General features: G+C 59.4%; 25 protein-coding genes. 12 read left to right on the top strand and 13 right to left on the bottom strand.

Annotated features, from left to right (window positions below; translation table 11 throughout):
- Positions 1 to 2: 2 nt before the first annotated feature.
- Entirely contained in the window at positions 3 to 173 is a 171-nt protein-coding gene (locus OKW98_RS14295) for a DUF1289 domain-containing protein (protein WP_265385328.1), read from the top strand.
- 172 nt (positions 174 to 345) lie between these two features.
- On the opposite strand, the gene OKW98_RS14290 is transcribed toward OKW98_RS14295, so the two are convergent.
- The gene (locus OKW98_RS14290) at positions 346 to 987 is read right to left on the bottom strand and encodes a DUF1109 domain-containing protein (RefSeq protein ID WP_265385327.1); all 642 of its coding nucleotides are present in this window, start codon (positions 985 to 987) and stop codon (positions 346 to 348) included.
- Entirely contained in the window at positions 987 to 1,556 is a 570-nt protein-coding gene (locus tag OKW98_RS14285; protein WP_265385326.1) for a sigma-70 family RNA polymerase sigma factor, read from the bottom strand. Before OKW98_RS14285 ends, OKW98_RS14290 begins: the two co-directional genes overlap by 1 nt.
- Positions 1,557 to 1,817: 261 nt before the next feature.
- Between OKW98_RS14285 and OKW98_RS14280 the strand changes: the two genes are divergently transcribed.
- The 7 genes from OKW98_RS14280 to OKW98_RS14250 all read left to right on the top strand — a co-directional run bounded on the left by OKW98_RS14280 (position 1,818) and on the right by OKW98_RS14250 (position 8,812).
- Positions 1,818 to 2,084 carry a DUF2282 domain-containing protein gene (locus tag OKW98_RS14280; protein WP_265385325.1) on the top strand — a complete coding sequence of 89 codons (267 nt, stop codon included), beginning with the start codon at positions 1,818 to 1,820 and terminating at the stop codon, positions 2,082 to 2,084.
- Positions 2,085 to 2,111: 27 nt separating this feature from the next.
- Positions 2,112 to 2,963 carry a DUF692 domain-containing protein gene (locus OKW98_RS14275; RefSeq protein ID WP_265385324.1) on the top strand — a complete coding sequence of 284 codons (852 nt, stop codon included), beginning with the start codon at positions 2,112 to 2,114 and terminating at the stop codon, positions 2,961 to 2,963.
- Positions 2,963 to 3,709 (top strand): DNA-binding domain-containing protein, encoded by a 747-nt coding sequence (locus tag OKW98_RS14270; protein ID WP_265385323.1) that lies wholly within the window; start codon positions 2,963 to 2,965, stop codon positions 3,707 to 3,709. The genes OKW98_RS14275 and OKW98_RS14270 overlap by 1 nt, the downstream gene beginning before the upstream one ends.
- 15 nt (positions 3,710 to 3,724) lie before the next feature.
- Positions 3,725 to 4,171 carry a DoxX family protein gene (locus OKW98_RS14265; RefSeq protein ID WP_265385322.1) on the top strand — a complete coding sequence of 149 codons (447 nt, stop codon included), beginning with the start codon at positions 3,725 to 3,727 and terminating at the stop codon, positions 4,169 to 4,171.
- A gap of 479 nt (positions 4,172 to 4,650) precedes the next feature.
- Complete coding sequence (locus OKW98_RS14260; protein WP_265389735.1) at positions 4,651 to 5,472, top strand: phosphate/phosphite/phosphonate ABC transporter substrate-binding protein; 822 nt, start codon at positions 4,651 to 4,653, stop codon at positions 5,470 to 5,472.
- Positions 5,473 to 5,503: 31 nt separating this feature from the next.
- Positions 5,504 to 8,413: a putative bifunctional diguanylate cyclase/phosphodiesterase gene (locus OKW98_RS14255; RefSeq protein ID WP_265385321.1), complete on the top strand. Its 2,910-nt coding sequence runs from the start codon at positions 5,504 to 5,506 to the stop codon at positions 8,411 to 8,413.
- Between the two features lie 159 nt (positions 8,414 to 8,572).
- Positions 8,573 to 8,812 carry a hypothetical protein gene (locus OKW98_RS14250; RefSeq protein WP_265385320.1) on the top strand — a complete coding sequence of 80 codons (240 nt, stop codon included), beginning with the start codon at positions 8,573 to 8,575 and terminating at the stop codon, positions 8,810 to 8,812.
- A 21-nt stretch (positions 8,813 to 8,833) separates the two neighbouring features.
- Here OKW98_RS14250 and OKW98_RS14245 read toward each other — a convergent pair whose 3' ends face one another.
- The 8 genes from OKW98_RS14245 to OKW98_RS14210 all read right to left on the bottom strand — a co-directional run bounded on the left by OKW98_RS14245 (position 8,834) and on the right by OKW98_RS14210 (position 18,633).
- On the bottom strand, positions 8,834 to 9,988 hold the full coding sequence (locus OKW98_RS14245; RefSeq protein WP_265385319.1) for an ATP-binding protein: 1,155 nt from the start codon (positions 9,986 to 9,988) through the stop codon (positions 8,834 to 8,836).
- A gap of 214 nt (positions 9,989 to 10,202) precedes the next feature.
- Positions 10,203 to 11,036, bottom strand: a complete 834-nt coding sequence (locus tag OKW98_RS14240; protein WP_265385318.1) for a phosphodiesterase — start codon at positions 11,034 to 11,036, stop codon at positions 10,203 to 10,205.
- Between the two features lie 22 nt (positions 11,037 to 11,058).
- Positions 11,059 to 12,090 carry an ABC transporter ATP-binding protein gene (locus OKW98_RS14235; protein ID WP_265385317.1) on the bottom strand — a complete coding sequence of 344 codons (1,032 nt, stop codon included), beginning with the start codon at positions 12,088 to 12,090 and terminating at the stop codon, positions 11,059 to 11,061.
- Complete coding sequence (locus OKW98_RS14230; protein ID WP_265385316.1) at positions 12,087 to 12,881, bottom strand: ABC transporter permease; 795 nt, start codon at positions 12,879 to 12,881, stop codon at positions 12,087 to 12,089. Before OKW98_RS14230 ends, OKW98_RS14235 begins: the two co-directional genes overlap by 4 nt.
- Positions 12,878 to 13,699 (bottom strand): ABC transporter permease, encoded by an 822-nt coding sequence (locus tag OKW98_RS14225; RefSeq protein WP_265389734.1) that lies wholly within the window; start codon positions 13,697 to 13,699, stop codon positions 12,878 to 12,880. The genes OKW98_RS14230 and OKW98_RS14225 overlap by 4 nt, the downstream gene beginning before the upstream one ends.
- 48 nt (positions 13,700 to 13,747) lie before the next feature.
- Positions 13,748 to 14,752: an ABC transporter substrate-binding protein gene (locus OKW98_RS14220; RefSeq protein WP_265385315.1), complete on the bottom strand. Its 1,005-nt coding sequence runs from the start codon at positions 14,750 to 14,752 to the stop codon at positions 13,748 to 13,750.
- Positions 14,736 to 15,767 (bottom strand): substrate-binding domain-containing protein, encoded by a 1,032-nt coding sequence (locus OKW98_RS14215; protein WP_265385314.1) that lies wholly within the window; start codon positions 15,765 to 15,767, stop codon positions 14,736 to 14,738. The genes OKW98_RS14220 and OKW98_RS14215 overlap by 17 nt, the downstream gene beginning before the upstream one ends.
- Positions 15,768 to 16,050: 283 nt before the next feature.
- Positions 16,051 to 18,633, bottom strand: a complete 2,583-nt coding sequence (locus tag OKW98_RS14210) for a M10 family metallopeptidase C-terminal domain-containing protein (RefSeq protein WP_265385313.1) — start codon at positions 18,631 to 18,633, stop codon at positions 16,051 to 16,053.
- A 241-nt stretch (positions 18,634 to 18,874) separates the two neighbouring features.
- Here OKW98_RS14210 and OKW98_RS14205 point away from each other — a divergent pair, with 241 nt between their 5' ends.
- Positions 18,875 to 19,390 (top strand): DinB family protein, encoded by a 516-nt coding sequence (locus OKW98_RS14205; protein WP_265385312.1) that lies wholly within the window; start codon positions 18,875 to 18,877, stop codon positions 19,388 to 19,390.
- 137 nt (positions 19,391 to 19,527) lie between these two features.
- On the opposite strand, the gene OKW98_RS14200 is transcribed toward OKW98_RS14205, so the two are convergent.
- The 3 genes from OKW98_RS14200 to OKW98_RS14190 all read right to left on the bottom strand — a co-directional run bounded on the left by OKW98_RS14200 (position 19,528) and on the right by OKW98_RS14190 (position 21,356).
- Positions 19,528 to 19,842: an RcnB family protein gene (locus OKW98_RS14200; RefSeq protein ID WP_265385311.1), complete on the bottom strand. Its 315-nt coding sequence runs from the start codon at positions 19,840 to 19,842 to the stop codon at positions 19,528 to 19,530.
- 183 nt (positions 19,843 to 20,025) lie between these two features.
- A complete protein-coding gene (locus OKW98_RS14195; RefSeq protein ID WP_265385310.1) occupies positions 20,026 to 20,355 on the bottom strand; it encodes a DHCW motif cupin fold protein in 330 nt (109 codons plus the stop codon).
- 113 nt (positions 20,356 to 20,468) lie between these two features.
- A complete protein-coding gene (locus tag OKW98_RS14190) occupies positions 20,469 to 21,356 on the bottom strand; it encodes a LysR family transcriptional regulator (RefSeq protein ID WP_265385309.1) in 888 nt (295 codons plus the stop codon).
- Positions 21,357 to 21,534: 178 nt separating this feature from the next.
- Between OKW98_RS14190 and OKW98_RS14185 the strand changes: the two genes are divergently transcribed.
- From OKW98_RS14185 to OKW98_RS14175, 3 genes are all read left to right on the top strand, one after another.
- Positions 21,535 to 22,200 carry a glutathione S-transferase family protein gene (locus OKW98_RS14185; protein ID WP_265385308.1) on the top strand — a complete coding sequence of 222 codons (666 nt, stop codon included), beginning with the start codon at positions 21,535 to 21,537 and terminating at the stop codon, positions 22,198 to 22,200.
- Between the two features lie 137 nt (positions 22,201 to 22,337).
- Positions 22,338 to 22,895, top strand: coding sequence for a GNAT family N-acetyltransferase (locus OKW98_RS14180; protein WP_265385307.1), 558 nt, complete (start codon positions 22,338 to 22,340; stop codon positions 22,893 to 22,895).
- 101 nt (positions 22,896 to 22,996) lie between these two features.
- A complete protein-coding gene (locus tag OKW98_RS14175) occupies positions 22,997 to 24,175 on the top strand; it encodes an MFS transporter (RefSeq protein ID WP_265385306.1) in 1,179 nt (392 codons plus the stop codon).
- Positions 24,176 to 24,184 lie beyond the last annotated feature (9 nt).

Genomic DNA, 24,184 nt, shown 5'->3' with positions numbered 1-24,184 from the left:
CGATGGCCAAAGAAATCGAAAATCCGTGCATCGCTGTGTGCCAGCTCAGGGGTGATCTGTGTGTGAGTTGTGGGCGGACCAAGGACGACATCAGAAAGTGGAAGCGCATGAAGCGCCCTGAAAAAATGGCGGCGGTGCAAAGGGCGAGCGGGCGTTTGAAGGCGTTGAAGTAAGCGATAGATTCGGGGTTTGGTGCGGCTGCGGTTAGAGCGCTCGAAAACCGCTGCTGGTGACCGGTGGCTGCTGGCCGACTTCCACCGGTGCCGAGCGGCCGCAATTGTTCAAACATGCTCGTTATCTTGCTCAAACCCAAGGCCACCCCGATCTAAGCGCGCTAATCAGCCACTACCAACGCAACCAACGCGGCCCCATGGCCGCGCCGATCAAGGTCGGCACCAGCATCCCCAGAAAATACCAGATACCCCAGAACGGTATGGCCATTTCAGGACAGTGCAGGCAGTAGGCAAGCGTAGCCAGGGAGCTGGCGAGCAGGCCGCCGCACGCGCCCGCGAGCTTCGGCCGGGTTGGTGCCAGGCCGCGCAATGCCCAGAACACCGCAACAAAGCCGGGTACAGAGAGCAAGGTGATATTGAAGGCGCACACTTTCCAGGTTGTGCCCAAGACGATGGCGACTCGATCATCGGCAGGTGCGACAGCCAGCCCGTACAGCGTGCCGACCCAGATCGCCGCCACCCCCAGCGTCACCCACAGCTTGCCGCCACCCGCACTCATGCCGGGACGAGCCAGACGCGTCGTCATCAGTAACGCGCCCACCATCAGGCTCAGGGGAAAGGCGACCTTGGCCCAGAAAATCGGAGTCGTCGCCACGTCGGCCAGATCAGGCCGTACGCCGAAGCGCAGCAGGATCACCAACAGAGCCCCCACTCCGCCAATCAGCATCGCCAGGCTGAAGCGCTTGGCGATCGCCCTGGGATCAACGGGTTCGACCCCGGTGGAAAGCATGGAAACAAGATCATCTGTATTCATCATTTACCTCTGATCATGGCCGCTAGGGCCTTGAGCCCGCGATGCACGCCAATCTTTACCGCAGACTCGGAAAGCCCGGTCAACTGCGCCGTCTGCGCAACGGAAAGCCCTTCGAGCTTGACGTGCATGATGGGCAGGCGCTGCTTGTCCGGCAACTCTTCGAGCAACTTGTCCAGATCGCGACTTGCCTGAGCCGGTTCCAGGCAGGGCTCGGCAAATAGCTCCTCGGCGTCATCAATGGAATCGTTGAGCCCATCGTGCCGCGAGCGGGAACGATAGAAATCAGCCAGTTTGTAGCGAGCAATGGCAAACACCCAGGCCGTCAACGGCTGATCGGATTGATAGGTCTGACGGCCGTTATGCACCGCCAGCAGAATCTCTTGCAGCAGATCCTCTATCTCATCTGGCTGACGCAGCAGCCGTGCCCTGAGAAAACCACGCAGGTGTGTACTCAACTCCCGCAGAAAATGCGCGTAGTCGGCTTGCTCACCCTTGAGTCCAGACAGGAAGAGCGTCTGAAGATCGATCTCTCGCCTGCGCAACGATTCGTTATGTGTAGTTCGGTCCATCAATCGCCCTGGTTACACAAAAGTTAAAAATTTTTTAATTGTTCTTTTCATCAAGTGCGTTAGGAGCGCGCACTGACTGAATGCAGGTGGGCAGTGAACTGAGAAACCCCGCGCGGCGCAAATTTTTTCACGGTATTTCAAATATTTTTTCGATCGCTGTAACCGGTTGGCGTTTCGCGACGAATTACTTTCCGGATCGCAAGCAAAGCGAAAGATTCGCTGAACTGCTGACCAACTACCTGAATCCTCGGAGAAATACCCATGAAAACTATCAATATTGCCGCTATCGCAATCGCCCTGTCTTCCGTTGCTGCCGGTTCTGTCATGGCGGCCGAAAAACCAGCGGCCATGGAGAAGTGCTACGGCGTTTCCATGGCGGGCAAGAATGATTGCAAAGCAGGCGCAGGCACCACGTGTGCTGGCACTTCGAAGACCGACTACCAGGCCAACTCGTGGAAAAACGTTCCGGCCGGCACTTGCACCTCGATCAAGACGCCAAACGGCCACGGTACTCTGGAAGCCATGTAACCCGCCACATCAAGGGAGACGTCAATCATGAAAACTTCCCAAAAGATGGGCGCCGGACTTGGTCTCAAGGCAGAGCATTACGAGCACGCACTCGATTGCACCGCCAGCGGCCTGTGGTTTGAAGTCCATCCGGAAAATTACATGGTTGACGGCGGCCCCCGACTGGCCTGGCTTGAAGCGATTGGAAGCCGGCACCCGCTGTCACTGCACGGTGTATCCCTGTCCCTGGCGGCCGATTGCCCGCCGGACATGGCCCACTTGCAACGGCTCAAGGTGCTTGCCGATCGCGTTCAACCGGCCCTGATGTCGGAACACCTGGCCTGGTCAACCTGGCGAGGCCAGTACCACCCCGACCTGCTGCCGTTTCCCCGTTCCCATGAAGCGCTGCAACGGATCGTAGACAACATTGATTGCACCCAGACCACCCTCGGACGCCGGATTGCGATTGAAAATCCGACCCACTATTTAAAGCTCGACGGCCATGACTGGAGCGAGCTCGACTTCCTCACCGAACTAAGCGACAGAACCGGTTGCGGGCTGCTGCTGGACGTGAACAACGTCTTTATCAGTGCGCATAACCAGGATTTCAACGCCGCCGATTATCTGGATGCCTTCCCGGCCAAAGCGGTCATGGAAGTTCATCTGGCCGGTCATACCCCTGACCCTGGCGACTCAGGCCTGCTGATCGACTCCCACGACAGCCCCATCAGCGAGGCGGTCTGGTCCCTTTATCAACGCTTGATCAAGCGCATCGGCCCACGCCCGACGCTCATTGAACGCGATGACCAGATTCCCGCCTTTGATCAATTGATGATCGAGCGCAGCCGCGCTCAGGGCGTCCTGGACACCCATCGTCACCTGCTAATGGAGACTGCGTAATGAATCTGTCACTGGCCGGTTTTCAGGACGCCTTTATCAGCGCCTTGTATGGCAAGGACCCCGCGAGCTTGCCGGTATTGACCGAGCAGTCGGGATTTCTGGTGTATCGCAACACTGTGATGAAAGGCGCCAGTGATGCCCTGTTGGCGAACTTTCCCACCGTGGAGCGTCTGGTAGGCAGCGAATGGTTGCAGGCCGCCGCCGCGCGGTATGTCCGCCAATTCCCGCCTGCCGATGCGCGGTTGCTTCATTACGGCCAAGGCTTCCCGGAGTTTCTCGATGCGTTCGAGCACGCCCGGGATCTGCCTTATCTGGGCAATGTGGCACGCATCGATCTGCTGTGGAATGAAGCGCACGGTGCTGAGGACCAACTCGCCCTCGATGTCGCCGCCTTTGCAGCCATCGAGCCGGCGCTGTTGGCCGGCGTAAGGCTCAAATTGCGCGCCACGACTCGCTGGAAATGGTTCCCGAACCAACCGGCCTACACCCTCTGGCGGTGCAATCGCGAACTGATCGACGTACCTGCCGAGCTGGATTGGGTCGGCGAAGGCGTGTTGATCAGCCGCAGCACCACGTCCATTGCCTGGTATCCGTTGAGTGTTGGCGAGTGTGCCTTCCTGGACGCCTGCGCAGCCCATCTGCCCCTGGAAGAGGCGGCCGAATACGCAACCCGAGCTGAACCCGAACTGGATCTGATGAACATGCTCAGCCGACTGATCGCTGCCAACGTATTTGCCGCTCACTGAGCATTGGAGAACACCGTGAATGCACCTCGCCTGCTCACTCTGTGGAACCGCCTCGCCGACCGTCTGCATGGCCTGATCAATGATTCGGTGTTGGCACTGGTGGCGCGGGTCTCTATTGCCGCGATCTTTATCCTGTCCGGCCGGACCAAGGTCGAGGGCTTTTTAACCATCACCGACAGCACTTACGAGCTGTTTCGCACTGAATACAACTTGCCGTTGATCTCTCCGGAACTGGCTGCTCATCTTTCTGCCTATGCTGAACATCTGTTCCCGGTGCTACTGATTCTCGGTCTGTTCAGTCGTCTTTCGGCCCTGGCTCTGCTGGGCATGACGTTGGTGATTGAGATATTTGTTTACCCCGATGCGTGGCCGACTCATTTGTCCTGGATCGGATTACTGCTGATTATCATCGCCAAGGGTGCCGGTACAGTTTCGCTGGACAGACGATTTGGCATTCGGTGATTTATAAAATAGGGATGATTCGTGGTTGCTTAAATCTCGACAAGCCTGTCATAAGCCAGCCAAGTCGGACCGTACGAGGCGAACTGTCCTTCGAAAGCTGTCCCATGGGGTCGTAGAAGCGACTCGCGAACCTCAGCTATCGACCCCTGCCCTCCTGACCTGTTTTGCCCTGCCTGATCGCTGCTCGGCGTTTTTACCTACAGCTCACAGAAAACACCCGCCGACGCTCGCCTCCAACGACGGCCCTCACTCGAGAAGAGCGGGATAACGGCTATCGCTAATGGGGTCAATGATGAGGGGCGGATCAGTGGATCCAATGCTCTTAACTAATTATTTAAGTAACCTCTGCTTAAGTTCCACCTGTCCCGGCCGATTGCATTGGATTGCAGGGCTTAATCTAGCCCTGATCACCTTTGGGTGAGACGCTAGTATCAATCCGGAGTTAACACGTGACGTCACGCCTAATCTTCAAAGCTATTATTATTGCGCTGTCCTTTGGGTTGGCAAATGTGGCTGTCTCTGAAGATCTTAAAGTCTACAACTTCTCACCCGTCAACCAATACAACCTTAATCTCTCGGCCAGTTTCTGGAACCCGATCATACGGTATGTGTCTGAAAAAAGCGGTGTGAATCTTACGCTGAAATTAGGGCGAACATCCTCTGACACCACCAGTTATGTGCTCGCACAAGAAGTTGATTTTGCTTTTACCAATCATCTGTTTAGCCCCGACCGTGACAAAATGGGCTGGAAGGTATTTGGTCGTCGTGACGCGCCTGCCCTCGAAGGACAAATCGTCGTACCTGCCGACTCGCCCATCCATAGCCTTGCGGAACTGGAAGGCCAGGAGGTCGTGTACCCGGGACCCGAAGCGTTTATTGCTTACAAAGTGACCAGCGCAGAATTGGTAAAGAAAGGAATAAATACGTCCACTGTGTTTGCAGGAAACATGGATGGCGCGTTCAGCCAGCTGCTCAGCGGCAAGGCCCAGGCGATGGGGGGCAACTCACAGCTTGTCAGCGGTTACACGGAGAGAGAAGGTAAGTCATTCCGCGTACTGTGGAAGTCGTCCTTGTTTAATGATTTAGCCCTCATGGCATCCCCCAGAGTGTCTCAAAAAGAACTGGCTGCGGTCGCCGAGGCATTTTTTAATATGCAATATGATACAGACGGCAGCAGCATTCTTCATGAGGCGACCGAGTTAGTCCATGCACCCGCACCGATTAAATTCATTCCTGCGACGGCAGCGGATTATGCTTCCTACCGTGATTTTTATAACAACTTGCCAGCCACCCGTAAGTAATCAATCTCACCCTTAGCTGGAGAGGCTGTTAATGAGTTTTTTTAAAAGCCTGATGCCCAGATCACTGACGTCGCGCATATTGGCGATGCTGTCCATTTTGATACTGGTTTTTCTCACGACTGGCCTGGGTCTTTTTTATAAAAACCAGATGCTTCAACACATTGAAGAGATACAAGACAGCGCTAACATGCTGATAGAGGTTGCCGCGCAGGCCGTAGAGGAAAGTGTCGTCATAGGCGATTACGACACCATCAAAAGAACCCTCGAAAAAACCGTGTCTCGCTCGCCGTTCAAGTCGGCCATGTTTATTGACCTGTCAGGTGGCGTCATCCGTCTGCAGGCACCCAAGGCGCCTCTTGGCAGAGCCCCTGCGTGGATAGAGTCGGAGGTTGCTGCACGATTATTCGATGTCAACCGTCCGATAACGATCGGGGGGAAAGATTATGGCGTGATGCGCCTGTCATTTAATGCCGAGAAAATAGCGGCCGAGCTTTGTACCTTGGTGGTGCAGGCGACGGTACTGGCAGTGCTTTTTTTGCTGACAAGTTTGCTGTTGATGGGATTCCTGATCAAGCGTTCGCTTGCCCATCTGGACAAGCTTCACTCCTATGAAGCGGAAATCGCTTCAGGCGCAGTGGCCGCAGAAGCGATGTTGGTCGCCGATGCTCCCGTGGAAATACAGGAGGCTATAAAAGCGGTGAACCGCACGGCAGCGAGTATGCGCAATCACTTTGGTCAGCGCATCGAATCGTTGATGAATACCCTGGTGCAGCATAAAAACGCACTGGATGAGGTTTCAATCGTTTGCGAATTTTCGCCCTCCGGCCGTATCACCTACGCTAACGAACGATTCGTGACACGCTCACAGCATTCACGGGCTGAGCTTTTAGAATTGAAGATCGATGAAGTGTGGACCGGCATGTCTTCAGCGACACAGCCATGGCAATGGGCACCTGAAAATGAGGTGTGGAACGGAGAGGTCAGGCTGTCAGGTCGTACCGGAAAGGACAAATGGCATCGACGCACTATCATCCCTATTCTCGATGACAGGGGCGGCGTTGAAAAATATATTTGCATCGATATCGATATTACGGATCGCAAAGAGTTTGAGGTCGCGATTCTGGATAACGCCAGAAGGCAAAACCTTATCGCCTTGTTTGGCCAGCAGGCATTGACAGAAGAAAACGTCAGTGTCTTGGGTGAACTGGCAGCACTGACGGCCGCCCAAGGATTAAAACTGAGCAAGGCCGCGTTGTTAGTCGTTGATAGAGTGAGTCGCCGGATCATCATCAATGCCGAGGTGGGTTTGACCCACTTTGACAGCCGGAGGGGTTATAACAACGAATTGTTGAACGGCACTGCTGCTTCTACTGAGTGTGCCAACGACCTTGATGAGGCGGGTGCAGGCAAATTGCTTTCGGGTGCGACAGTGGACGCTGAAAGAATTAGGAGCAGCATCGAAGTTGACCTGTCTTGCAGAGAAGTTTTTAAGGGCATTTTGGGGGTCTATGCCACCACGGACTACCTCTTTACACGTGAAGACGTCAGCTACATTCAAACACTGGCAAACCTGATGGCAGCCGCGCTTGAAAGGGATGACGCAAAGAAAAAGCTCACCTACCTGGCCGAAAATGATTCGCTCACAGATCTGCCTAATCGCTGGTTTCTCAACAATTATCTGCGCGGGGCCATCAGTCTCAACGCGTCAGATGTAATCAGCGTCATATTCATCGATCTGGACAGATTCAAAACCGTCAACGACACCATGGGGCATTCTGTAGGCGATGAATTGCTTATCCAGGCGAGCCGGCGATTGGAAGAATTCATTGATGACAACAGTATGGTTGCGCGGCTGGGAGGTGACGAATTTTCGATCGTGGTTACCCATCCTGTTTATTCGGAACACCTCATCAAGTCGCTCGCGACCCATGTCGTCGATGCACTGGGGAAACCGTTTAACCTTCGCGGCCAGGATATATTTGTTTCAGCGAGCGTAGGCATCGCTCATTATCCGTTTGATGGGAGTGACGCGGGCGTTATCCTCAAGAATGCGGATACCGCGATGTACAACGCGAAAAAAAGTGGTCGCAACAATTTCAAGTTTTACGATGCCGAGATGAACGCCAGTGCAGTTAAACGCCTGCAGACTGAAACACTCTTGCGCGGTGCGCTTGATCGGGATGAGTTCATTCTGCATTTCCAGCCGAAGGTCAGCCTCACAGATGGCCGGATAAGCGGTTTTGAGGCTTTATTGAGGTGGAATCATCCAACCCTCGGCCTGGTTTCTCCCGCTGATTTTATCCCCATGCTTGAGGACACCGGCCTGATCATTCCTGTCGGCGAATGGGTGATCCGCAAAGTCTGTGAAACCCTGAAAAACTGGGAAGAACATAATTTCCGAGTGGTACCGATCGCCATCAACCTCTCCGCCAGGCAGCTTCAGGTAAAAGGCCTGGCTAAAATCGTCAAGCACATCCTGGAAGAATACGGTATCAACCCCGCTCTTTTAGAGTTTGAGCTCACCGAATCCGTGCTGATGATTGATCCGGAGTCGGCAGTTGAAATCCTTCGCGATATCAAATCGTATGGCATAGGTCTTTCAGTCGACGACTTCGGCACGGGTTATTCCAGCCTGGCCTACTTGAAACGATTCCCCATAGACACCCTTAAAATCGACAGGATGTTCATAAAAGACATCATGAGCAATCATGAAGACGCGGCCATCACCCGAGCGGTCATCGTATTGGCGCACGAACTGGATTTGAAGGTTATTGCCGAAGGCGTCGAAACATCCGAGCAACTGGAACTGCTCATCAGGCATGGCTGCGATCAAATACAAGGCTATCTTTTTAGCAAACCCGTGCCGAGTGATCAGTGCGCTGCCATGATCAAGTCGTCACGTACCCTGGATATAAGATTCTCTGAGCCTGATTTCGCGTAAACCGGCAAATAGTATTTACACAGGCTGCCATGAGAATCATCCCCTCGGAACCGTCGCAGTCCGAGCCCAACACATTGAGGTCGCGACACAGCACCGTTATTGGCACACTGTGCGGCACTCGCCTAAACACCCAGCACCTAACCTCTATCTGGACGTCACATGACACCCAACGCAGACCTCTATAACCCTTCAACCGAATACGCCGACAAGCTGATTTCGCGGATTGGCCAAACGCCTTCATGGATCGCGAAGCGTATCGGTGTGACTGACAAGCGCATCCGCTACATCCTGGATGGCGAAAGAACCGTCAAGGGAGAAACAACGCCCATTCAGATGACGTACACCGAGCAGTTCGCCCTTGAGTGCCTTGTCCAAGAGGCCATAGCCCTCAAGAGGTAACCACTCCGGGCTGCCGCGAGGCTACAAACCTTCCAGCAGCCCGTCGGCGCGAAGCAGATCAACGATCACGTGCTCATCCACCGCATAAACACCCCGTGAAGCCTTCCACACCAGGTTCTTTTCCTGCAGGGCAATGAGGGCTTGTTGCACACCCGGCACCTCAACTTTGATCTCACTTTCTACGACGCCTGCCTGCTTCAGCGCTGTGGCGTACAACGCCATGGTGGGCGCCTCGAAGGGGGCGTAGCTGTCGCCCATACTGCCCATGACGCGAATCACGGCGGACTGGATCGGGGTGAGGCTGTGGATCACCTTCTTGAGGTTCGCGTTCAGTTCATCCGCTTGCGCCCGAACAAGCTCGGCAAACCGCTCTGGTACGTCTTGAGGGTCAATGAAAAAGTCAAAGCGGATGGCATCAGCCGCCGCACCGAGCAGTTCGGGGCGATAGCCACTTTCTTTGAAGAGCTGGAACACCTCCGCCGGGTCGAGCGGTGATGGCAGGTCAATGTTGGCGCACAGCCAGTCAATGTAGTTTTGATCGAGCGTCGGGAACGGCACCATCGACGCCCCGAAGAACGCCTGATCCTTGCTGTTGCGCAGCATCGCCAGCTTGTCCCGGTTCGAGCCGGTGCAGACGATGCGCAGGCCATGGTGCCGGGAGCTGTTGAGCTCGTCCCTTGCCGCCTTGAGCGCGAACAGCGCCGCTACACCCGCCTCGGTGGTGATCGCGTGCTGCGCTTCATCGATCATCAGAACGATGAGCTTCTTCGACTCATCGGAGAGCGCCACCAGCGCAGTGGTGAGGTCGATGTCCTTGCCGAGACCGATTTTATCCAGACTGAAATTCAGCCCGCCCACAACCACCCTCTCTATGCCGGAGGACTTTGCAAGCCGGGTAATGAAACCGTCACTGCGGCCGACCGCTTCGCGGATGGCTTCCACGATGACCAGGCCGGGGTCTTTGGTCAGGTCTTGCCAGAGGTCGGCATACAGCACGATCGCCCCCGCTTTTTCCAGCGCAGGGCGCAGGTCTTCACGCGCGAAGGTGGATTTGCCAGTGCGTCTTGGCGCCGCCAGGAAGACGCCTGAGCTGGCCGAGCTGCCCACAGATATCTGCATGATCAGCTTGGAGAGCCGGGTAGCCAGCTCGGGACGGTGGTAGAAGATTTCTGGCATTTGTAGACCTCAGGCACTGCTTTATAGGCAATTATAGAACGACTATAGACCAATTATAGATATGGGTGAAATATGCGTTTATAGGTGATTATAGAGCAATTATAGACTGATTATAGGTGACTCCATTTCAGTCGTGCCCCAACGATCGGCGCCCGCAGAACATTCGGGCGGCGCCAGGCCAAAGCGTAAGGACAGTCCACCGAGATGGGCGTGCCTAATCGATCAACCCCTGCGCGTCATAAAACGGGTACGGCCCCGGGTAATCGCCGAACACGCCGTTGTGGGTCACCAGGCCCCGCTCCGCATCCCAGCGATGCAGCAGGTAGCCCGCCGGTTCGAGGTTGAAATGCGCCGGAGCTTCCTCGCGCAGGTCGAGCACGATCTGGTGCGAAGTGCCCGGGCAGGTGCAGCTGATGCTGCCGGCAAAGCGCCGTTGCATCGGCCGATGCAGATGGCCGCACAGAACGCGCTCTACTTGCGGGTGGCGTTTAATGACTTCTTCCAGCGCCGCGCCGTTGATGAAGGACTCGTGTTCCATGTGGCCGATCCCCGTGACAAACGGCGGGTGGTGCATGATCAACAGCGTCGGCACGTCGGGGCGTCGGCCAAGCACGTCATCCAGCCAGCGCATCTGACTGTCCAGCACTTGTCCGCCGTGGGCGCCCGGAATGGTCGAATCCAGTCCGATCAGGCGCACCGGGTGCTCTTCGACGACCCAATCCAGGGGTGAGTTGGGACAGAGCGGCAAGTAAACGTGATCGGCAAATTCAGCCAGCAGGTGCTCGCGGACGTCGTGATTACCGGGCACCAGGTAATACGGCATGCTCAGACACGCCAGCTCGGGGTGCAGGACGGCGTATTCATCCGGCCGACCGAAATCCACCAGATCGCCACTGATCACCACGATGTCCGGGCGCGGCGTGCTGGCATTCAGATGATCAACCGCTCGACGCAAGGCGCCGAGGGTGTCGACCACGCCATAGGTCAGCTTGTTGCCGGCTTTAAGGTGCAGGTCGCTGATCTGTGCGACGAGAAACGGGACGTTCACATTCAACTCACTTAAACAAGGATTACGGGTGCAGGGCAAACAGCGCCTGCGGCTCGATGGCCAGGGCGATCAGATCACCCGGGGCATGAATGACGTTGTCGGCGCTGTCGACCAGCAACGGTTGCGCCGCGCCGACGTCGATCAGCAAACGGCTCTGCGCCCCCTGAAAAAACTGGCCCAGCAAACGTCCTTGCAGGTGCCCTTCGCTCTTCACCACCCGCAGATGCTCGGGTCGGCAATACACCGTCGCCGGCTCACCCGCCTCACTCCAGGGCAGTTCGCCGCCGCTGACTTTCAGGCCCTTAACCGTGCGCCCAGCCACCGTAAAAGCGTTGAGGTTGCCGACAAAGCTCGCCACGAACGGATTCGCCGGCTGCTGATAGATTTCCCGCGGCGTGCCGAGCTGGGCGATGCGCCCTTGCTGCATGACCAGAATCCGGTCGCCAAGGGCCATGGCTTCGCCCTGATCGTGGGTGACGAACACAGACGTGATGCCGAGGCCGCGCAGCAGTTGATCGAGCTCGCTGCGCAGGCGTTCACGCAGTTGCGCGTCCAGTGCGGCCAGCGGTTCATCGAGCAGCAGGACTTTCGGCCGTGGCGCCAAGGCACGGGCCAATGCCACCCGCTGCCGTTGTCCACCGGACAGCTCATGAATGCCACGCTTGGCGTGTTCTTGCAGGCCCACCAGTTCCAGCAGTTCGGCGCAGCGCTTGTTCCGCTCGGCGACGGCCATGCCGCGCACCTTCAGGCCATACACGATGTTGCCTTCCACCGTCAGGTTGGGGAACAGCGCGTAATTCTGAAAGACCATGCCGACGTCGCGGCGCTCGATGGGGAGGCGAGTGACGTCCTGATCGCCGAAGAACACCTGGCCGACGTCCGGGCGTTCGAGGCCGGCGATCATCCGCAGCGTGGTGGTTTTGCCGCATCCGGACGGACCAAGGATCGCCAGGGTCTCACCTGCCTCGATGGTCAGGTTGAGGTCGTGAACAGCGACAGTGCCGTCGGCGAAGGCCTTGCGGCAGCCGATCAGCCGCAGCGTGGTTCCAGTCATCTTTGCTCTCCACGGGAAAGGCGTGCGCTGATGGCCTGCAACGCCACCAGCAGCGGCACGATCATCAACAGAAATATGAGGGTGTAGGCGCTGGCGACTTCCAGCCGCGCCGAGGCGTAACTGTCCGCCAGCCCCACCGGCAGGGTTTTGGTCATGGGCGTGTGCAGCATCCACGTCAGGTTGAATTCACCCAGGGACAGCGTCACCACCATGAGCACGCCGGCGAGAATCCCCGCCCGGCAGTTGGGCACCACGACGCTGAAAAACCGTCGCAGCGGCCCGGCGCCAAGACTCGCGGCGGCCTCCTCCAGCGTTGGCAGATGTTGACGCTGCATCACCGCCATCACCGGCCGCACCAGAAACGGCAGTGTGAACAGCACGTGGCCGACGAGGATGAACAACCAACTGCTGCGGAAACTGCCGAACTGGCCGTAGGTCAGCAGCAGGGCCAGGGCGCTGGCGAGGCCGGGCATGGCGACGGGCAAGACCATCAATTCCTCGAAGGCGCGACTGAAGAGGTTGTTCACCCGCACCAATGCATACGCGGCCGGTACACCGATCACGCAGACGCACACCGCGCAGGCGAAGGCCAGTTGCAGCGAGAGCCAGACGGTCGGCGAGTAGGCCTGCCAGACTTGCGCGATCCAGTCGAAGGTCAAACCGCTGGACACGCCCTGAAAGTAATTGCGCGTCAGGCCGGCCAGCAGCGACATCACCACCGGCACCAGCATGAAGGCGCAGACCAGCAGCGTGAACAGCAGTTGCGCGATGAACAGCGATGAGCGCTTCACAGGACCGTCCTCGATTGCTTGACCATGCGCCGCGCGAGCAGCAACACCGCCCAGGTCAGCGCGCCCAACACCACCGACAGCGCAGCCGCGACAGTGAAGTTGGCGTAGTTGGTGAACACGTTGTAGATCGCCACGGGCGTGACGTTCAGCTGAGTGCCGAGGGTGAAGGCGGTGCCGAACGCGCCCATGGACGTGGCAAAACAGATCGCGCCGCAGGACACCAAAGCCGGTGCCAGCCCGGGAATGATCACGTCACACACCACGCGCCAGTGCCCGGCGCCGAGGGAATGCGCGGCTTCTTCCAGGCTGCGGTCGAGGCTTTCGCAGGCGGCCATAATCGTGAGGATCACTCGGGGAATCGAAAAATACAGGTAGCCGAGGAACAGCCCCGCCAGGGAATAGGCGAACACCCAGCGCTCACCCGCCAGTTTCAGGCCGAGCATGGCGAACAGCCCTTGCCGCCCCGCCAGCAGAATCACCAGAAAGCCCACCACCACGCCGGGAAACGCCAACGGAAACGTCAGCAGCGCCACCAGCGTCGTGCGCCCGAAAAAGCGCTGACGGGCGAGAAACACGCCGGTGATGCCGCCGACCAACAGCGCGGCGAAGGTCACCACCGCCGCGAGCACACAGGTTTGCGCCAGGCTGCCCAGGTACTGCGGGCTGCTGAGCACTTGCCAATAACCGCTGCCGGCGCCGTCCCGTTGCTGTCCGCCGAGCAATATGAGGTGCGCCAGCGGTAACAGCCAGAACGCCGCCAAAACTGCCGCTGCTGGCGCCAGTGCCCAGGCCGACGTCGGACGCAGACGCCCTGTCAGAGACCCGCGCGCGCGGGCATCCTGCGCCTTCAAAACCGTGCTGCTCACTTACTTGACCTCGCTCAGGTAGCGCGCGGCGAAGGCTTCCTGGACATCGGCCATGTGCTGGTAATCGACCACGCCGGCGCGGGCGTAATCGCTGTCCGGCAGAAACTGCGCCGCCACGTCAGCCGGCATCTTCATGGTGCGCACCGGACGCAGATACGCCTTGGCCCACAACGCCTGGCCCTGCTCGGAGAGGACGAAATCCAGCACCTTCTCGGCGTTGGCCTGATGCGGGGCATTGGCGACCAGACTCATCACGTAGGGCACGCTGATGCTGCCCTCCTTCGGGATGACGAAGGCGACGTTGGCCTTGTCCTTGTAGCGGGCGCGGTAGGCGTTGAAATCGTAATCCACCAGGATTGGCAGCTCACCAGACAGCACTCGCGCATAAGCGGTTTGCTTGGGCACGATCGGTGAGTTCTTCGCCAGTTTCTGGAAGTAGTCGATGGCCGGCGCGAAGTTATCCAGGGTGCCGCCCATGGCCTGGTTGATCGCCACAGCGGAGACGTAGCCGACAAAGGCGCTGGACGGATCGAGGTAACCGACCATGCCTTTGTATTCCGGCTTGAGCAGATCAGCCCAGCTTTGCGGGACCGGCAAGCCACCCAGTGCATCGACGTTGACCATGATTCCCAGGGTACCGGAGTGAATCGCGAACCAGTACCCTTCCGGGTCTTTCAGACCTGGGGGAATCTGCTCCCAGCCCTTGGGTTTGTAGGTGCCGACGACGCCGGCTTTCTGCGCCTGCAAGCCGAAGGTCACGCCGTAATACACCACGTCCGCCACCGGTGCGGCTTTTTCCGCCACGAGCTGTGCCAGTGACTGCCCGGAGTTCTTGTTGTCGAGCGGCACCTGCACGCCGGTGCTGTCGGCAATCGCCTTGAGCTGGGTACCCCAGTCCGCCCATTCCGGCGGGCAGTTGTAGCAGATGGCGGTTTCGGCGGCCTGGGTCAGGCTGGCTACGCCACACAGCAGCAGTGCCGCCAGGGTTTTACTGAAGCGGATCATGGAGCGTCTCCTCGTAGGGCTGATTGTAGGGTTGAGTGCTTTCGCCCGGCCGGATGTGGCACGGCAGGCAATGGGAAGTCGGGACGGCGCCAGCAATCTGCGCCAGCAATTGATCAATGACGGTGGTCGCCAGCGCGCCGATGGGCTGGACCACGCTGCACAGCGTCGGGTGCATCTGGGTGCCGATCTCGATGCCGTCGAAACCGATGATCGACAGTTGCTGCGGGACCGCCCATCCGTGGCGGCGCAGTTCGGCGATCAGGCTGATCGCCAGCAGGTCGTTGGAGCAGACCAGCGCTGTGGGGGCTTGAGGGCCGTTTAACAGCGGCGCGAGCGCGCTGAAATCGGCCTGGGTGTGGCTGGGCATTTCGATGATGGGCATCGCGTTCAAGCGGTGTTCAACCATGGCGTCGCAGTAGCCGGCATAACGCTGCCGCGCCCGGTCGGACTGCAGCGTCGGCCCGGCGACCATACCGATGCGTCGATGACCGGCGTCCAGCAGATAACGCGTGGCCAGAGCCATGCCGGCACGGTTGTCTACCGAGACGGCGCTGTATTCGGTGCTGCCGGGCTGGTGATAGGCGAGGACAAAGGGCGTGTCTTCGGTGCTCAGGCTTTGCAGCACGCGATTGCTGTGGGCGTCGGTCACGGTGAGGACGAGGCCGTCTACACGCTGGCGCAGTAATTCTTCAACCACTGCGCTTTCTCGCTCGGCGCTGTAATCGGTGGTCGCCAGCAGCAGGTTGTAGCCCCGCAACCGCGCGGCGCGTTCCATGGCTTGAAATTGTTCGGCGAACACCGGGTTGAGCAGGCTCGGCACGACCACGCCAATGAGCTGGGTGGTTTGCAGGCGCAACTGACGGCCGAGCAGATTGGGTCGAAAACCTAGCTCTCGAGCGGCGGCGAATACCTGGTCGCGGGTCGTCGGGCGTACCACTCCGGGGGAGGCGAAACAACGGGCAGCGGTCGCTCTGGAAACCCCGGCCACCCGTGCAACGTCTTTCAGGTCACTCATGATCACTCGCTTGAGATCGATCTCATTGGCGAGGACATTACGGCGTCAATGTGGCATTTCAGGGGCGAGGATGTGACAGGTTGAAGTCAGTGGGTGCAGTGGCAGTGACTGCGCACCCTTGCATGGGACTGGCGGCGGACTAATTGTGGGACCGGCTTTAGCCGGGAAAGCGTCAGGCGTCACACCGCACAGCTGAAGGTGCTCGGACTGGCCTCTTCCCGGCTGAAGCCGGTCCTACACTGAGATCGCGTGTAGCCTGAGAGACCACATGCGGTGAAGGTGATCAGGCGTCGGACAACACCACATGGTCCATCGCCGCTGCCACACCCACCACCTTGATCTCAGCAGCATTTCCTACAGTGCTAAAAGCAAAGTCATCGGCCTTCAGGCTGTGGCTGTAATCCCCCGTCAGGGTGACCTGGAATTTCTGACCGGTGCTATCCGCTTCGTTGCTGCGCACGTAGGTGCGGTCGCTGTTGGCGTTGTAGCTGACCTGCAAGGTGCCGTCACGACCGTCGCCCAAGCCAGTGAAGCCCAAAGCGGAGACATCCAGCGTGTCGTGGCCGGTGGTGAAATCGGTGATCAGGTCTGCCGCGCCGACGTAGCTGTCGCTGACGTGATCGAAGCGGAAGGTGTCAGCGCCGGAGCCACCGGTGAGCTTGTCGCTGCCAGCACCGCCGACCAGCAGGTCATCGCCGACGCTGCCCGCCAGGACGTCATTGCCCGCCAGGCCAAACAGGGTGTCGTTGCCCCAGTCGCCATAGAGCGTGTCGACGCCCGCCGTGCCGGTGGCGTTCACCGAAGTCAGCGGCTGGGACGAGTCAGTGCGTGTGTCGTCCGGATTGGCGAACAGCACGTTGCTGGCGGTCAGGTCATACAGATGATTGCCGCTGAGCAGGATTTCAAAGCGGTTGCCGTCGGCGTCCGGCTCCAGCGACTTCAGCGCCGTTTGGTCGCCTGCCAGGTTCAACACGACTTTGAGCGTGCCGTCATAGCCGTTGCCCAGGCCTTTGAAACCCAAGGCGGTGAGGTCGAGGCGATCATGACCGTTGCTGTTGAAATCGGTGATCAGGTCGCGTTGCGCGTAGCTGCCGCTGGCATCATTGCGCAGGCTGTCGCTGACGCGGGTGTAGACGAAGGTGTCCGCACCTGCCCCGCCGGTCAGCGTGTCGCCGCCACTGCCGCCGAGCAGGCGATCCGCGCCGCCGTCGCCAGACAAGGTGTCGCGCCCGGCGCCGCCGATCAGCACGTCATCGCCAGCGCTGCCCAGCAGTTTGTCGTCACTGGCCGTGCCGGTAATCGACGAGAAGAAGTTCGCCGCGCTCAGCGTGCTCAGATGATTGCCGTCCAGTGCCAGCTGAAAACGGTTGCCAGCCGCATCGGCGTCCAGGCTGGCGAGGTAAGTAATGTCAGTGCCGGCGTTGTACGTCGCCTTGAGCGTGCCGTCGTGGCCATTGCCCAGGCCGGACAATCCCAGCAGGGTCAGGTCGAGACGGTCGCTGGTGTCGTTGAAGTCGGTAATGCGATCGGTGAAGGACGTCGTCGCCGTGCGATAACTGTCGCTGACCGAGGTGAAGCGAAACACATCGCTGCCGGTGCCGCCGCTGAGGCGGTCCGCGCCTGCACCGCCATGAATGACGTCGTCACCCGCTCCGCCATCGATGCGATCGCGCCCTGCTCCGCCGCTGATGAGTTCGTCCGAGCGGCTGCCGATCAGCGTGTCGGCGCCCGCACTGCCGCGCACGATGAGCACATCGCTGTTGTTGTAGACCTGGCTGTCGTTGCCTGCTGCACTGATATCGCCGGCCTGGGTGCCATTGATGACGTTGCCAAAGATCACACTGCCTTCGACGCTTGCCACGTCCGACGGCACCTCGGCCACGCCCCAGCTCGACCCGGTGCTGCCAGTGATCAGGTTGTCGTAGACGAAATTCTGCGTGCCGTTATCGCTGCCCAGGTTGCGGATCGCCACTTCCGGCACGTCGTTGCTCTGCGCGTTGGCATGAATGACGTTGTTGGACACCTCGATGTGGGTCGTCCCTTGCAGGTTGACCCCAGACCCACCGTTGTCGTGGATGTCGAGGCGATACACGCCGCCGTATTCGATGCCGCGCATGTGCACGCCATCGCCGCCGTTGCCATAGACGTCACCGCCTATGACGCTGAAAAAGCCAGTGTCGACGCCGCTTTCTTCATGGACGTGAATGCCGTCGCCGGCGTTGCCCGAGGCCTGGTTGTCGGTCAGCGACATCGCCACGCCGCCCAGGCCGACGTTGATGCCGTTGCCGCCGTTGTCCAGCGCGCGGTTGTCCTGAAAGGTCAATGCGGCCAGCGACCCGCCCAGCACGAAACCGTCGGAGGCGTTGTCTGTGGCCGTGCTGTTGCGCACCGTCAAATGCACCGACGCGCCAGTGAGGTCAAAACCGCTGCCGCTGAAGTGAGTGGCGGTGACGCCGTCGATCAACAGATTGGTACTGCTCGCCCCCGATTGAGACCAGCCGCTGACCTGCCCACCGCCACTGGCCTGATTGCCCTCCAGGGACAGATTGCTGACCGTCGCGTCTCGCACGGTGCTGCCTGCCACCACGCCCAACAGAGAGGTGGTATTTGACCCGGCGCCATCGGCCAGCTTGAGCACGCTGTCACCGGCACCATCGCCGGTGAGGGTGACGTTGCTTTTCAGCGCGAGGGCATTGCCCGAACCGTCGCTGTCAGACACCCGCCAGGTGCCGCCAGGAATGTAAACCTTGCCCCCACCCGCAGCGTTTGCGGCATCAATGGCCTTCTGAATGGCGACGGTATCGTCCGTGACGGCGTCGCCCTTGGCGCCATAATTGCGGATATCGAAAGTGGGGGTAATGCTCATGCGCTGCTCCTGCCTGGAATACTGACGACCTGTGAACCGGTTGTCGCAACCGGTTCGGCGAACAGCTTGGACCGGCGGATTTCGTGATTGTTAGTGGCCCGGAACGGACTTTCGTCGGATGGGCATCTCGGGGGCCCGTGGCACCTTTCGGTCAGCCGTCCAGTGGGGGAGGGAAACGCTGTGTGACTAAACCCCCGTGAATTCACTACATTCAGTCCAGCTCTCCACCCAGGCTCTATCGATGAACAGCTATCTGGCGCAGGCACACAATAATCAATGGTCGAACCGGCGATTGCTCTCGGCATGCCTTGGGTTGAGCGATGGAGAATTCCGGGCGCCGCGAACGGGTTTTTTTCCCTCCATCGAGCTGACCTTGCGGCACATACTGGATGTCGATCAGTTCTACCTGGCCGCGCTGACGTTTGATCTGGAAGGTCAACGACACGATCTGCCCGAGCGTTTGCCGCTGCAGGAAATCGTCCAGCGCCAAACTGCGGCAGACGTCCGGCTTGTTACCTATTGCGAAGTTCTGGATGAGAACGCGCTTAGTCGTCGAGCTGGGGTGGTGCGGGCGACGGGCATTATTCCGGAACGAGTGGATCGCCTGTTACTGCATCTGTTCCAGCACCAGATTCACCATCGTGGGCAGGTTCACACCATGCTGTCCGGTACCCGCGTACCGCCGCCACAACTGGATGAGTTTTATCTGGATGGGGATTTGCCTTTGAGGGCATCGGATGAGCTTCTTCCCGGCTGAAGCCGGTCCTACCCGGAGACAACGTGCGTCCAGTGAAGCGGGCGATTGAACCCACTGTAGGACCGGCTTTAGCCGGGAAGACGTCATGTGTCACGCCATCATTCGTTGGCTGAGGAATGAGGTTTCAGCCAATGGCGTTACTTGTGCCCTTTGGCCTTCGGCACCATCTGTTTGATCGTCCCGGTCGGGATGTCAATCAACGCATATTTGTCCTTGATCTGCACCCACTGTTGATTCTCGTCCGGTGCGGCCAAGTGACGTGCGCGCCAGTCTTTGACGGCCAGGCTAGGGCGTTGGTACTGGTCTGGGGCGTTGTCGCCTTCCTTGATTTCCTTGACCCCTGCGCCCGGTCGCTCCATCGTCACGCTTGGCTGTTCGGCCGCGTAGGAAAAACTGCTGACTGCGCATACCGCGGTGAACAGCAGATGAGGAAGGTATTTCTTGGCGAGCATGATCAGATCCTTTGGCAAACGAGTGCCGCTTATTGAATAAGGGGTGACGGTACATCCGTCATGCTCTGACCGGGACTGATTCGCAGGAGTTCGATCAAATCACGAGCATTGAGCCCCGTATCACCCGGTTACCCAGCCCCACTGGCAGGCCTTGCCTGTATCCAGCCTCGAGCAGCCGCAGCACTAATCCACAATGAAAAGCCTGGCGCCCACAGCGCTCGACGACCTATGCGCCTCCGCGTTGTCAGCCACCTGGTAGCTCATGCCCGGGGTCAAGGTGAATGTCCGGCCATCCTCAAGCTCGGTGTCGAGCTGACCATCCAGGCACAGAAGAATGTGGCCCTTGCTGCACCAATGATCAGCCAGGTAGCCGGGACAGTAATCAACCATGCGCACCCTGACATCACCAAACTGGCAAGTGCGCCAAAGCGCTGTGCCGGTCTCGCCCGGATGTGCGACGGCTTCGAGTTTAGACCAGTCGGTCGTACCAAATGGAATGGCGGTGAGTTTCATGGCGGCCTCGGCGAATGAAGGGTGTTCGATGCTACCGATGCATGACCGGGCCAAACAGATACAGATCAGATTGATTGGGCCCATACGCTCGCGTGCAGCCCTGCCCCGCCAGGCTAGTTACCCAACACGTCAATAAGGTGAGTCACAAGGGCCCGCACCTTCGCCGAGGGTCTGGGGCCTGAGGGGAATACGGCAAACACTTGCAAGGGCTCTAGTGCGCAGTCGGGCAACACGTGAACGAGGGTGCCGTTGCACAGGGGTTCTGCCGCCATGAGCGTCGTGACATTGGCGATGCCGAGACCTGCCGTGGCTGCAGCGAGGATACCCGGCGCCGCATCAATTTTGACCCGCCCGTGCAGCGTGACCACTCGCTGAACCCCAGCCTTGATGAGCGTCAACGTGCTTTTCGCTGGATAGCCTGGGTCGTGCAAGAGCGCGTCGTGAAACGCCAGATCTTCGGGCGTTTCCGGCAACCCTCGCTTGGCAAGGTACCTCGGGGACGCGACGAGCAACCGCGGTACTGAAGCAATCCGCCGGGCGCCAAATGTGGAGTCCTCAAGTGTGCCCAAACGGATGGCCATGTCGACCCCGGCTGCCACGAGGTTCTGCCGCTCATCGCGCATGCTGATTTCGACCCGCAGTTCGGGATAGCGCTCTAGGAAATCGGGCAACGCGGGAATCACCGCCAGGGTGCCGTACGCAATGGGCACCGCCAGACGGAGGGTGCCACGCAGGGAATCGATGCCACGGGCCGCATCTTCCGCGTCCTGCAGGTCGGCCGCAGCCTGACGAGCCTTTTCCAGAAACGCCGCGCCCGCTTCAGTGAGGGCCACACTCCGGGTCGTGCGCAGCAACAGCTTCACACCCAGACGCGCTTCCAGTCCGGTAACAATTCGTGAGGTCGATGGCTGAGAAAGCCCGAGCGCCTGAGCGGCGCGGGAGAAGCTGCCCGACTCCGCGACCCGGGTAAAAACCTCGATCTCCAGCCAACGATCAGTCATTTGAATTCCAGATAAGTGTTCTGCGAAAAGACAGCATTATTTTGTGCGAAGCAAGAGTCTACCGTGGTCTCGTCATTCAACGGAGCAGACGGCTGACATTCACTCATTGGCCCGCTTCACGCGATCGGTGCCAATGCCCACGCCGGCTGGTTCCACCATCGAATTGTGAGGAAAAACCATGTCCATCAAAATCTACGGCGATCCGGGCTCCGGGAGTCTTCGGCGCGTCACTGTTGCGGCCGCGATCATGGGCGTCGAGATCGAACGCATTGATGTCGACCTTTTCAAGGGCGAAAGTCATACCCCTGAGTTTTTGAGGCTCAACCCCCACGGCCTGACGCCGGTGCTTCAGGACGGGGATACCGTGATCTGGGAAGCGTCAGCGATCAACCTCTACCTTGCCGCAAGCGCGAGCCTGGATTTAAACCTGCTGGGACGAAAAGAAGCAGAGAGGTTTGAGGTCCTGCAATGGATGTTCTGGTCGGGAGAACAATGGCGGGTATTCTCTACCTTTCTCTTCAACGAATGGGCTGGCAAGACGTTGATGGGCAAACCGCCGACCGACGCAGTGGTTGAGCTGGCAATGAGCAATATCGGCAACGGTGCGAAGGTCCTGGACGCCCACTTGGCGACGCGAAACTATATCGTCGGTGATGCCCTGACCTTGGCGGACATCGACATTGCAGCGCCCTTTTCGCAGTACCAGCGGACAGGCGCGCCTTTCAATGAATTCCCGAATCTGATGGCCTGGCAACAGCGTCTGCTCGACACCGTACCGGCATGGGCGGCCACTCGGGCTGAGGTGGAAACGCGCATGGGTGGCGTGCTTAATGCCATGAGCTGACGTAGAGCGGTGCGGGAATTCGGGTTCCCGCACCGGTCGTGCCTCTCGACATCGGGGCTGCGATCGGCGGGTGCAGTGGACTGCGTCGCTACGACGCGGTAGCGTCCGCCCTTGAGCAATTCCAAAGAAGAGCCCGCATGGACAGCCCCACGCTCCAGACTGCCCGACTCACTCTCGCCCCGCTGCAGCTAACCGATGCGCCCGCGATTCAACAGGTGTTTCCCCAGTGGGACGTGGTCCGTTATCTGGACAGCCACGTGCCATGGCCCTACCCCGACGACGGCGCGCTGACCTACCTCCGCGACATCGCGCTGCCTGCCGTGGCAGAGGGACGCGAATGGCACTGGACGATACGCCTGATCGGCGAACCAACGCGGGTGATCGGCTGCATCAGCCTTCACGATCAGCCCGAGAACCACCGGGGTTTCTGGCTGGCGCCGCCGTGGCGCGGTCATGGCTACATGCGGGAGGCGTGTGAGGTCATCAACGCCTTTTGGTTCGAAACCCTGCAGCGACCGGTGATGCAGGTCCCCAAAGCGGCGGGCAATGAGGCGTCGAGAAAGATCTCCGAACGCGAGGGCATGCGGATGATCGAGCGACGCAACGGCCACTTTGTGTCTGGCGCGATGGTTCAAGAACTCTGGGAATTGACGCGCGATGAATGGCGGGCCATTAAAGCGCGGACCTCGGGATGATGCGACAGCGACCGTTTTCCCGGGACAGTGACTTGATTGCCTGTTGACCTGCCCCGTCTCAATCCCTAGGGTAGCCGGCCTTCTTTACCCTCGGGAACCCCATGTCCAGCCGCAGCAAGCTCCCCTCCACCGTCTACCTCCTGGGCCTGACGATCTTCTCGCTTGTGACGGCCGAATTCATGGTCGCCGGCATGATGCCCGCGCTGGCCGACGCGTTCTCGGTCAGCCTCGCGCAGGTCGGCAACCTCATCGCCTTTTACGCTTTGGGCATGGCCATTGGCGGCCCCCTTGTGACCGTCCTGCTGCTGTCCAAAGGCGTCAGCAATAAACGTTCGTTGATCGCTCTGCTCGTGTGTTATGTGGTGGCCGGCGCAGTCGCAGCGGCCGCTCAAAGTTATCTGGTGCTTGCCGCTGCTCGCGTGGTCATGGGGATTGCCAGCGCGGTGTGCATTGGTTTGTGCATGACGGTGTGCGCAGGCCTGGTCACCCCGGAACGACGCGGCCGAGCGGTGTCGGTGGTCCTCGCCGGGCTGATGCTGTCCCCTGTGGTTGGCGTGCCGCTGACTACGTGGGTCGAGCAACACTTCGGCTGGCGTGCGAGCGCCTGGCTGGTGGTGGTGCTGGCGATGCTCTGCACGGTGCTCGCGAGCAAACGCCTGCCGGCAGGCGCCAATGGCAGCGAACCGCCGCTGCGGCAGCAATGGGCTGACATGAAAACTGCACCCCTCTGGGCGGCGTACCTCACCAGCGGTTTGATCATCGGCGCCACATTTGCCGCGTTCAGCTATTGCACGCCCATTCTGATTCAGGAAGTCGGCGTCGCGCCGAAATTCGTCGCGCCGCTGCTGGCGCTGTATGGCGTCGCGAACGTGCTGGGCAACTGGGTGGTCGGCCGGCTGGCGGATCGCTACATGATGGCGATCGTCGGCTGGGGTCTGGCAATCATGGTGCTGGCGTTGTCGGGCTTCGCACTGGCCGGGGATCATCTGTGGCTCAACCTCACGTGCTTCCTCGCCCTTGGGCTGACCGGTGTGGCGCTGAACCCTGCGATGGTCGCGCGCGTCATGAAAGCCGCCGAGCCCGGCGCGCTGGTGAACATCATGCACACCTCGGTCATCACCGCCGGACTGGCGCTCGGCAGCTGGGCGGGCGGTGTGACGATCGATGCAGGCCTGGGTTTGCGCTCACCGCTCTGGGTCGGCGCGGCCATGGCCCTGGCAGGATTGCTGAGCCTGGTGCGGCCGATAGCGATGCGTCACCGCCAGGCGCTGTGCGACTGAAGCCGGCGT

Origin of the sequence: Pseudomonas sp. KU26590 (genome assembly GCF_026153515.1) — a bacterium.
In the GTDB taxonomy this organism is placed as follows: Bacteria; Pseudomonadota; Gammaproteobacteria; order Pseudomonadales; family Pseudomonadaceae; genus Aquipseudomonas.
Note: the sequence above shows the minus strand (reverse complement) of the source record. Positions and strands in the feature narration are given on the sequence as shown.

What these genes read in the sequence shown, in the direction of transcription:
- OKW98_RS14210 (WP_265385313.1), bottom strand. Translation starts at nt 18,633, where the DNA reads ATGAGCATTACCCCCACTTTCGATATCCGCAATTATGGCGCCAAGGGC.
- OKW98_RS14295 (WP_265385328.1), top strand. Translation starts at nt 3, where the DNA reads ATGGCCAAAGAAATCGAAAATCCGTGCATCGCTGTGTGCCAGCTCAGG.
- OKW98_RS14245 (WP_265385319.1), bottom strand. Translation starts at nt 9,988, where the DNA reads ATGCCAGAAATCTTCTACCACCGTCCCGAGCTGGCTACCCGGCTCTCC.
- OKW98_RS14220 (WP_265385315.1), bottom strand. Translation starts at nt 14,752, where the DNA reads ATGATCCGCTTCAGTAAAACCCTGGCGGCACTGCTGCTGTGTGGCGTA.
- OKW98_RS14185 (WP_265385308.1), top strand. Translation starts at nt 21,535, where the DNA reads ATGTCCATCAAAATCTACGGCGATCCGGGCTCCGGGAGTCTTCGGCGC.
- OKW98_RS14180 (WP_265385307.1), top strand. Translation starts at nt 22,338, where the DNA reads ATGGACAGCCCCACGCTCCAGACTGCCCGACTCACTCTCGCCCCGCTG.
- OKW98_RS14290 (WP_265385327.1), bottom strand. Translation starts at nt 987, where the DNA reads ATGAATACAGATGATCTTGTTTCCATGCTTTCCACCGGGGTCGAACCC.
- OKW98_RS14195 (WP_265385310.1), bottom strand. Translation starts at nt 20,355, where the DNA reads ATGAAACTCACCGCCATTCCATTTGGTACGACCGACTGGTCTAAACTC.
- OKW98_RS14215 (WP_265385314.1), bottom strand. Translation starts at nt 15,767, where the DNA reads ATGAGTGACCTGAAAGACGTTGCACGGGTGGCCGGGGTTTCCAGAGCG.
- OKW98_RS14200 (WP_265385311.1), bottom strand. Translation starts at nt 19,842, where the DNA reads ATGCTCGCCAAGAAATACCTTCCTCATCTGCTGTTCACCGCGGTATGC.
- OKW98_RS14285 (WP_265385326.1), bottom strand. Translation starts at nt 1,556, where the DNA reads ATGGACCGAACTACACATAACGAATCGTTGCGCAGGCGAGAGATCGAT.
- OKW98_RS14205 (WP_265385312.1), top strand. Translation starts at nt 18,875, where the DNA reads ATGAACAGCTATCTGGCGCAGGCACACAATAATCAATGGTCGAACCGG.
- OKW98_RS14275 (WP_265385324.1), top strand. Translation starts at nt 2,112, where the DNA reads ATGAAAACTTCCCAAAAGATGGGCGCCGGACTTGGTCTCAAGGCAGAG.
- OKW98_RS14280 (WP_265385325.1), top strand. Translation starts at nt 1,818, where the DNA reads ATGAAAACTATCAATATTGCCGCTATCGCAATCGCCCTGTCTTCCGTT.
- OKW98_RS14255 (WP_265385321.1), top strand. Translation starts at nt 5,504, where the DNA reads ATGAGTTTTTTTAAAAGCCTGATGCCCAGATCACTGACGTCGCGCATA.
- OKW98_RS14270 (WP_265385323.1), top strand. Translation starts at nt 2,963, where the DNA reads ATGAATCTGTCACTGGCCGGTTTTCAGGACGCCTTTATCAGCGCCTTG.
- OKW98_RS14175 (WP_265385306.1), top strand. Translation starts at nt 22,997, where the DNA reads ATGTCCAGCCGCAGCAAGCTCCCCTCCACCGTCTACCTCCTGGGCCTG.
- OKW98_RS14190 (WP_265385309.1), bottom strand. Translation starts at nt 21,356, where the DNA reads ATGACTGATCGTTGGCTGGAGATCGAGGTTTTTACCCGGGTCGCGGAG.
- OKW98_RS14250 (WP_265385320.1), top strand. Translation starts at nt 8,573, where the DNA reads ATGACACCCAACGCAGACCTCTATAACCCTTCAACCGAATACGCCGAC.
- OKW98_RS14235 (WP_265385317.1), bottom strand. Translation starts at nt 12,090, where the DNA reads ATGACTGGAACCACGCTGCGGCTGATCGGCTGCCGCAAGGCCTTCGCC.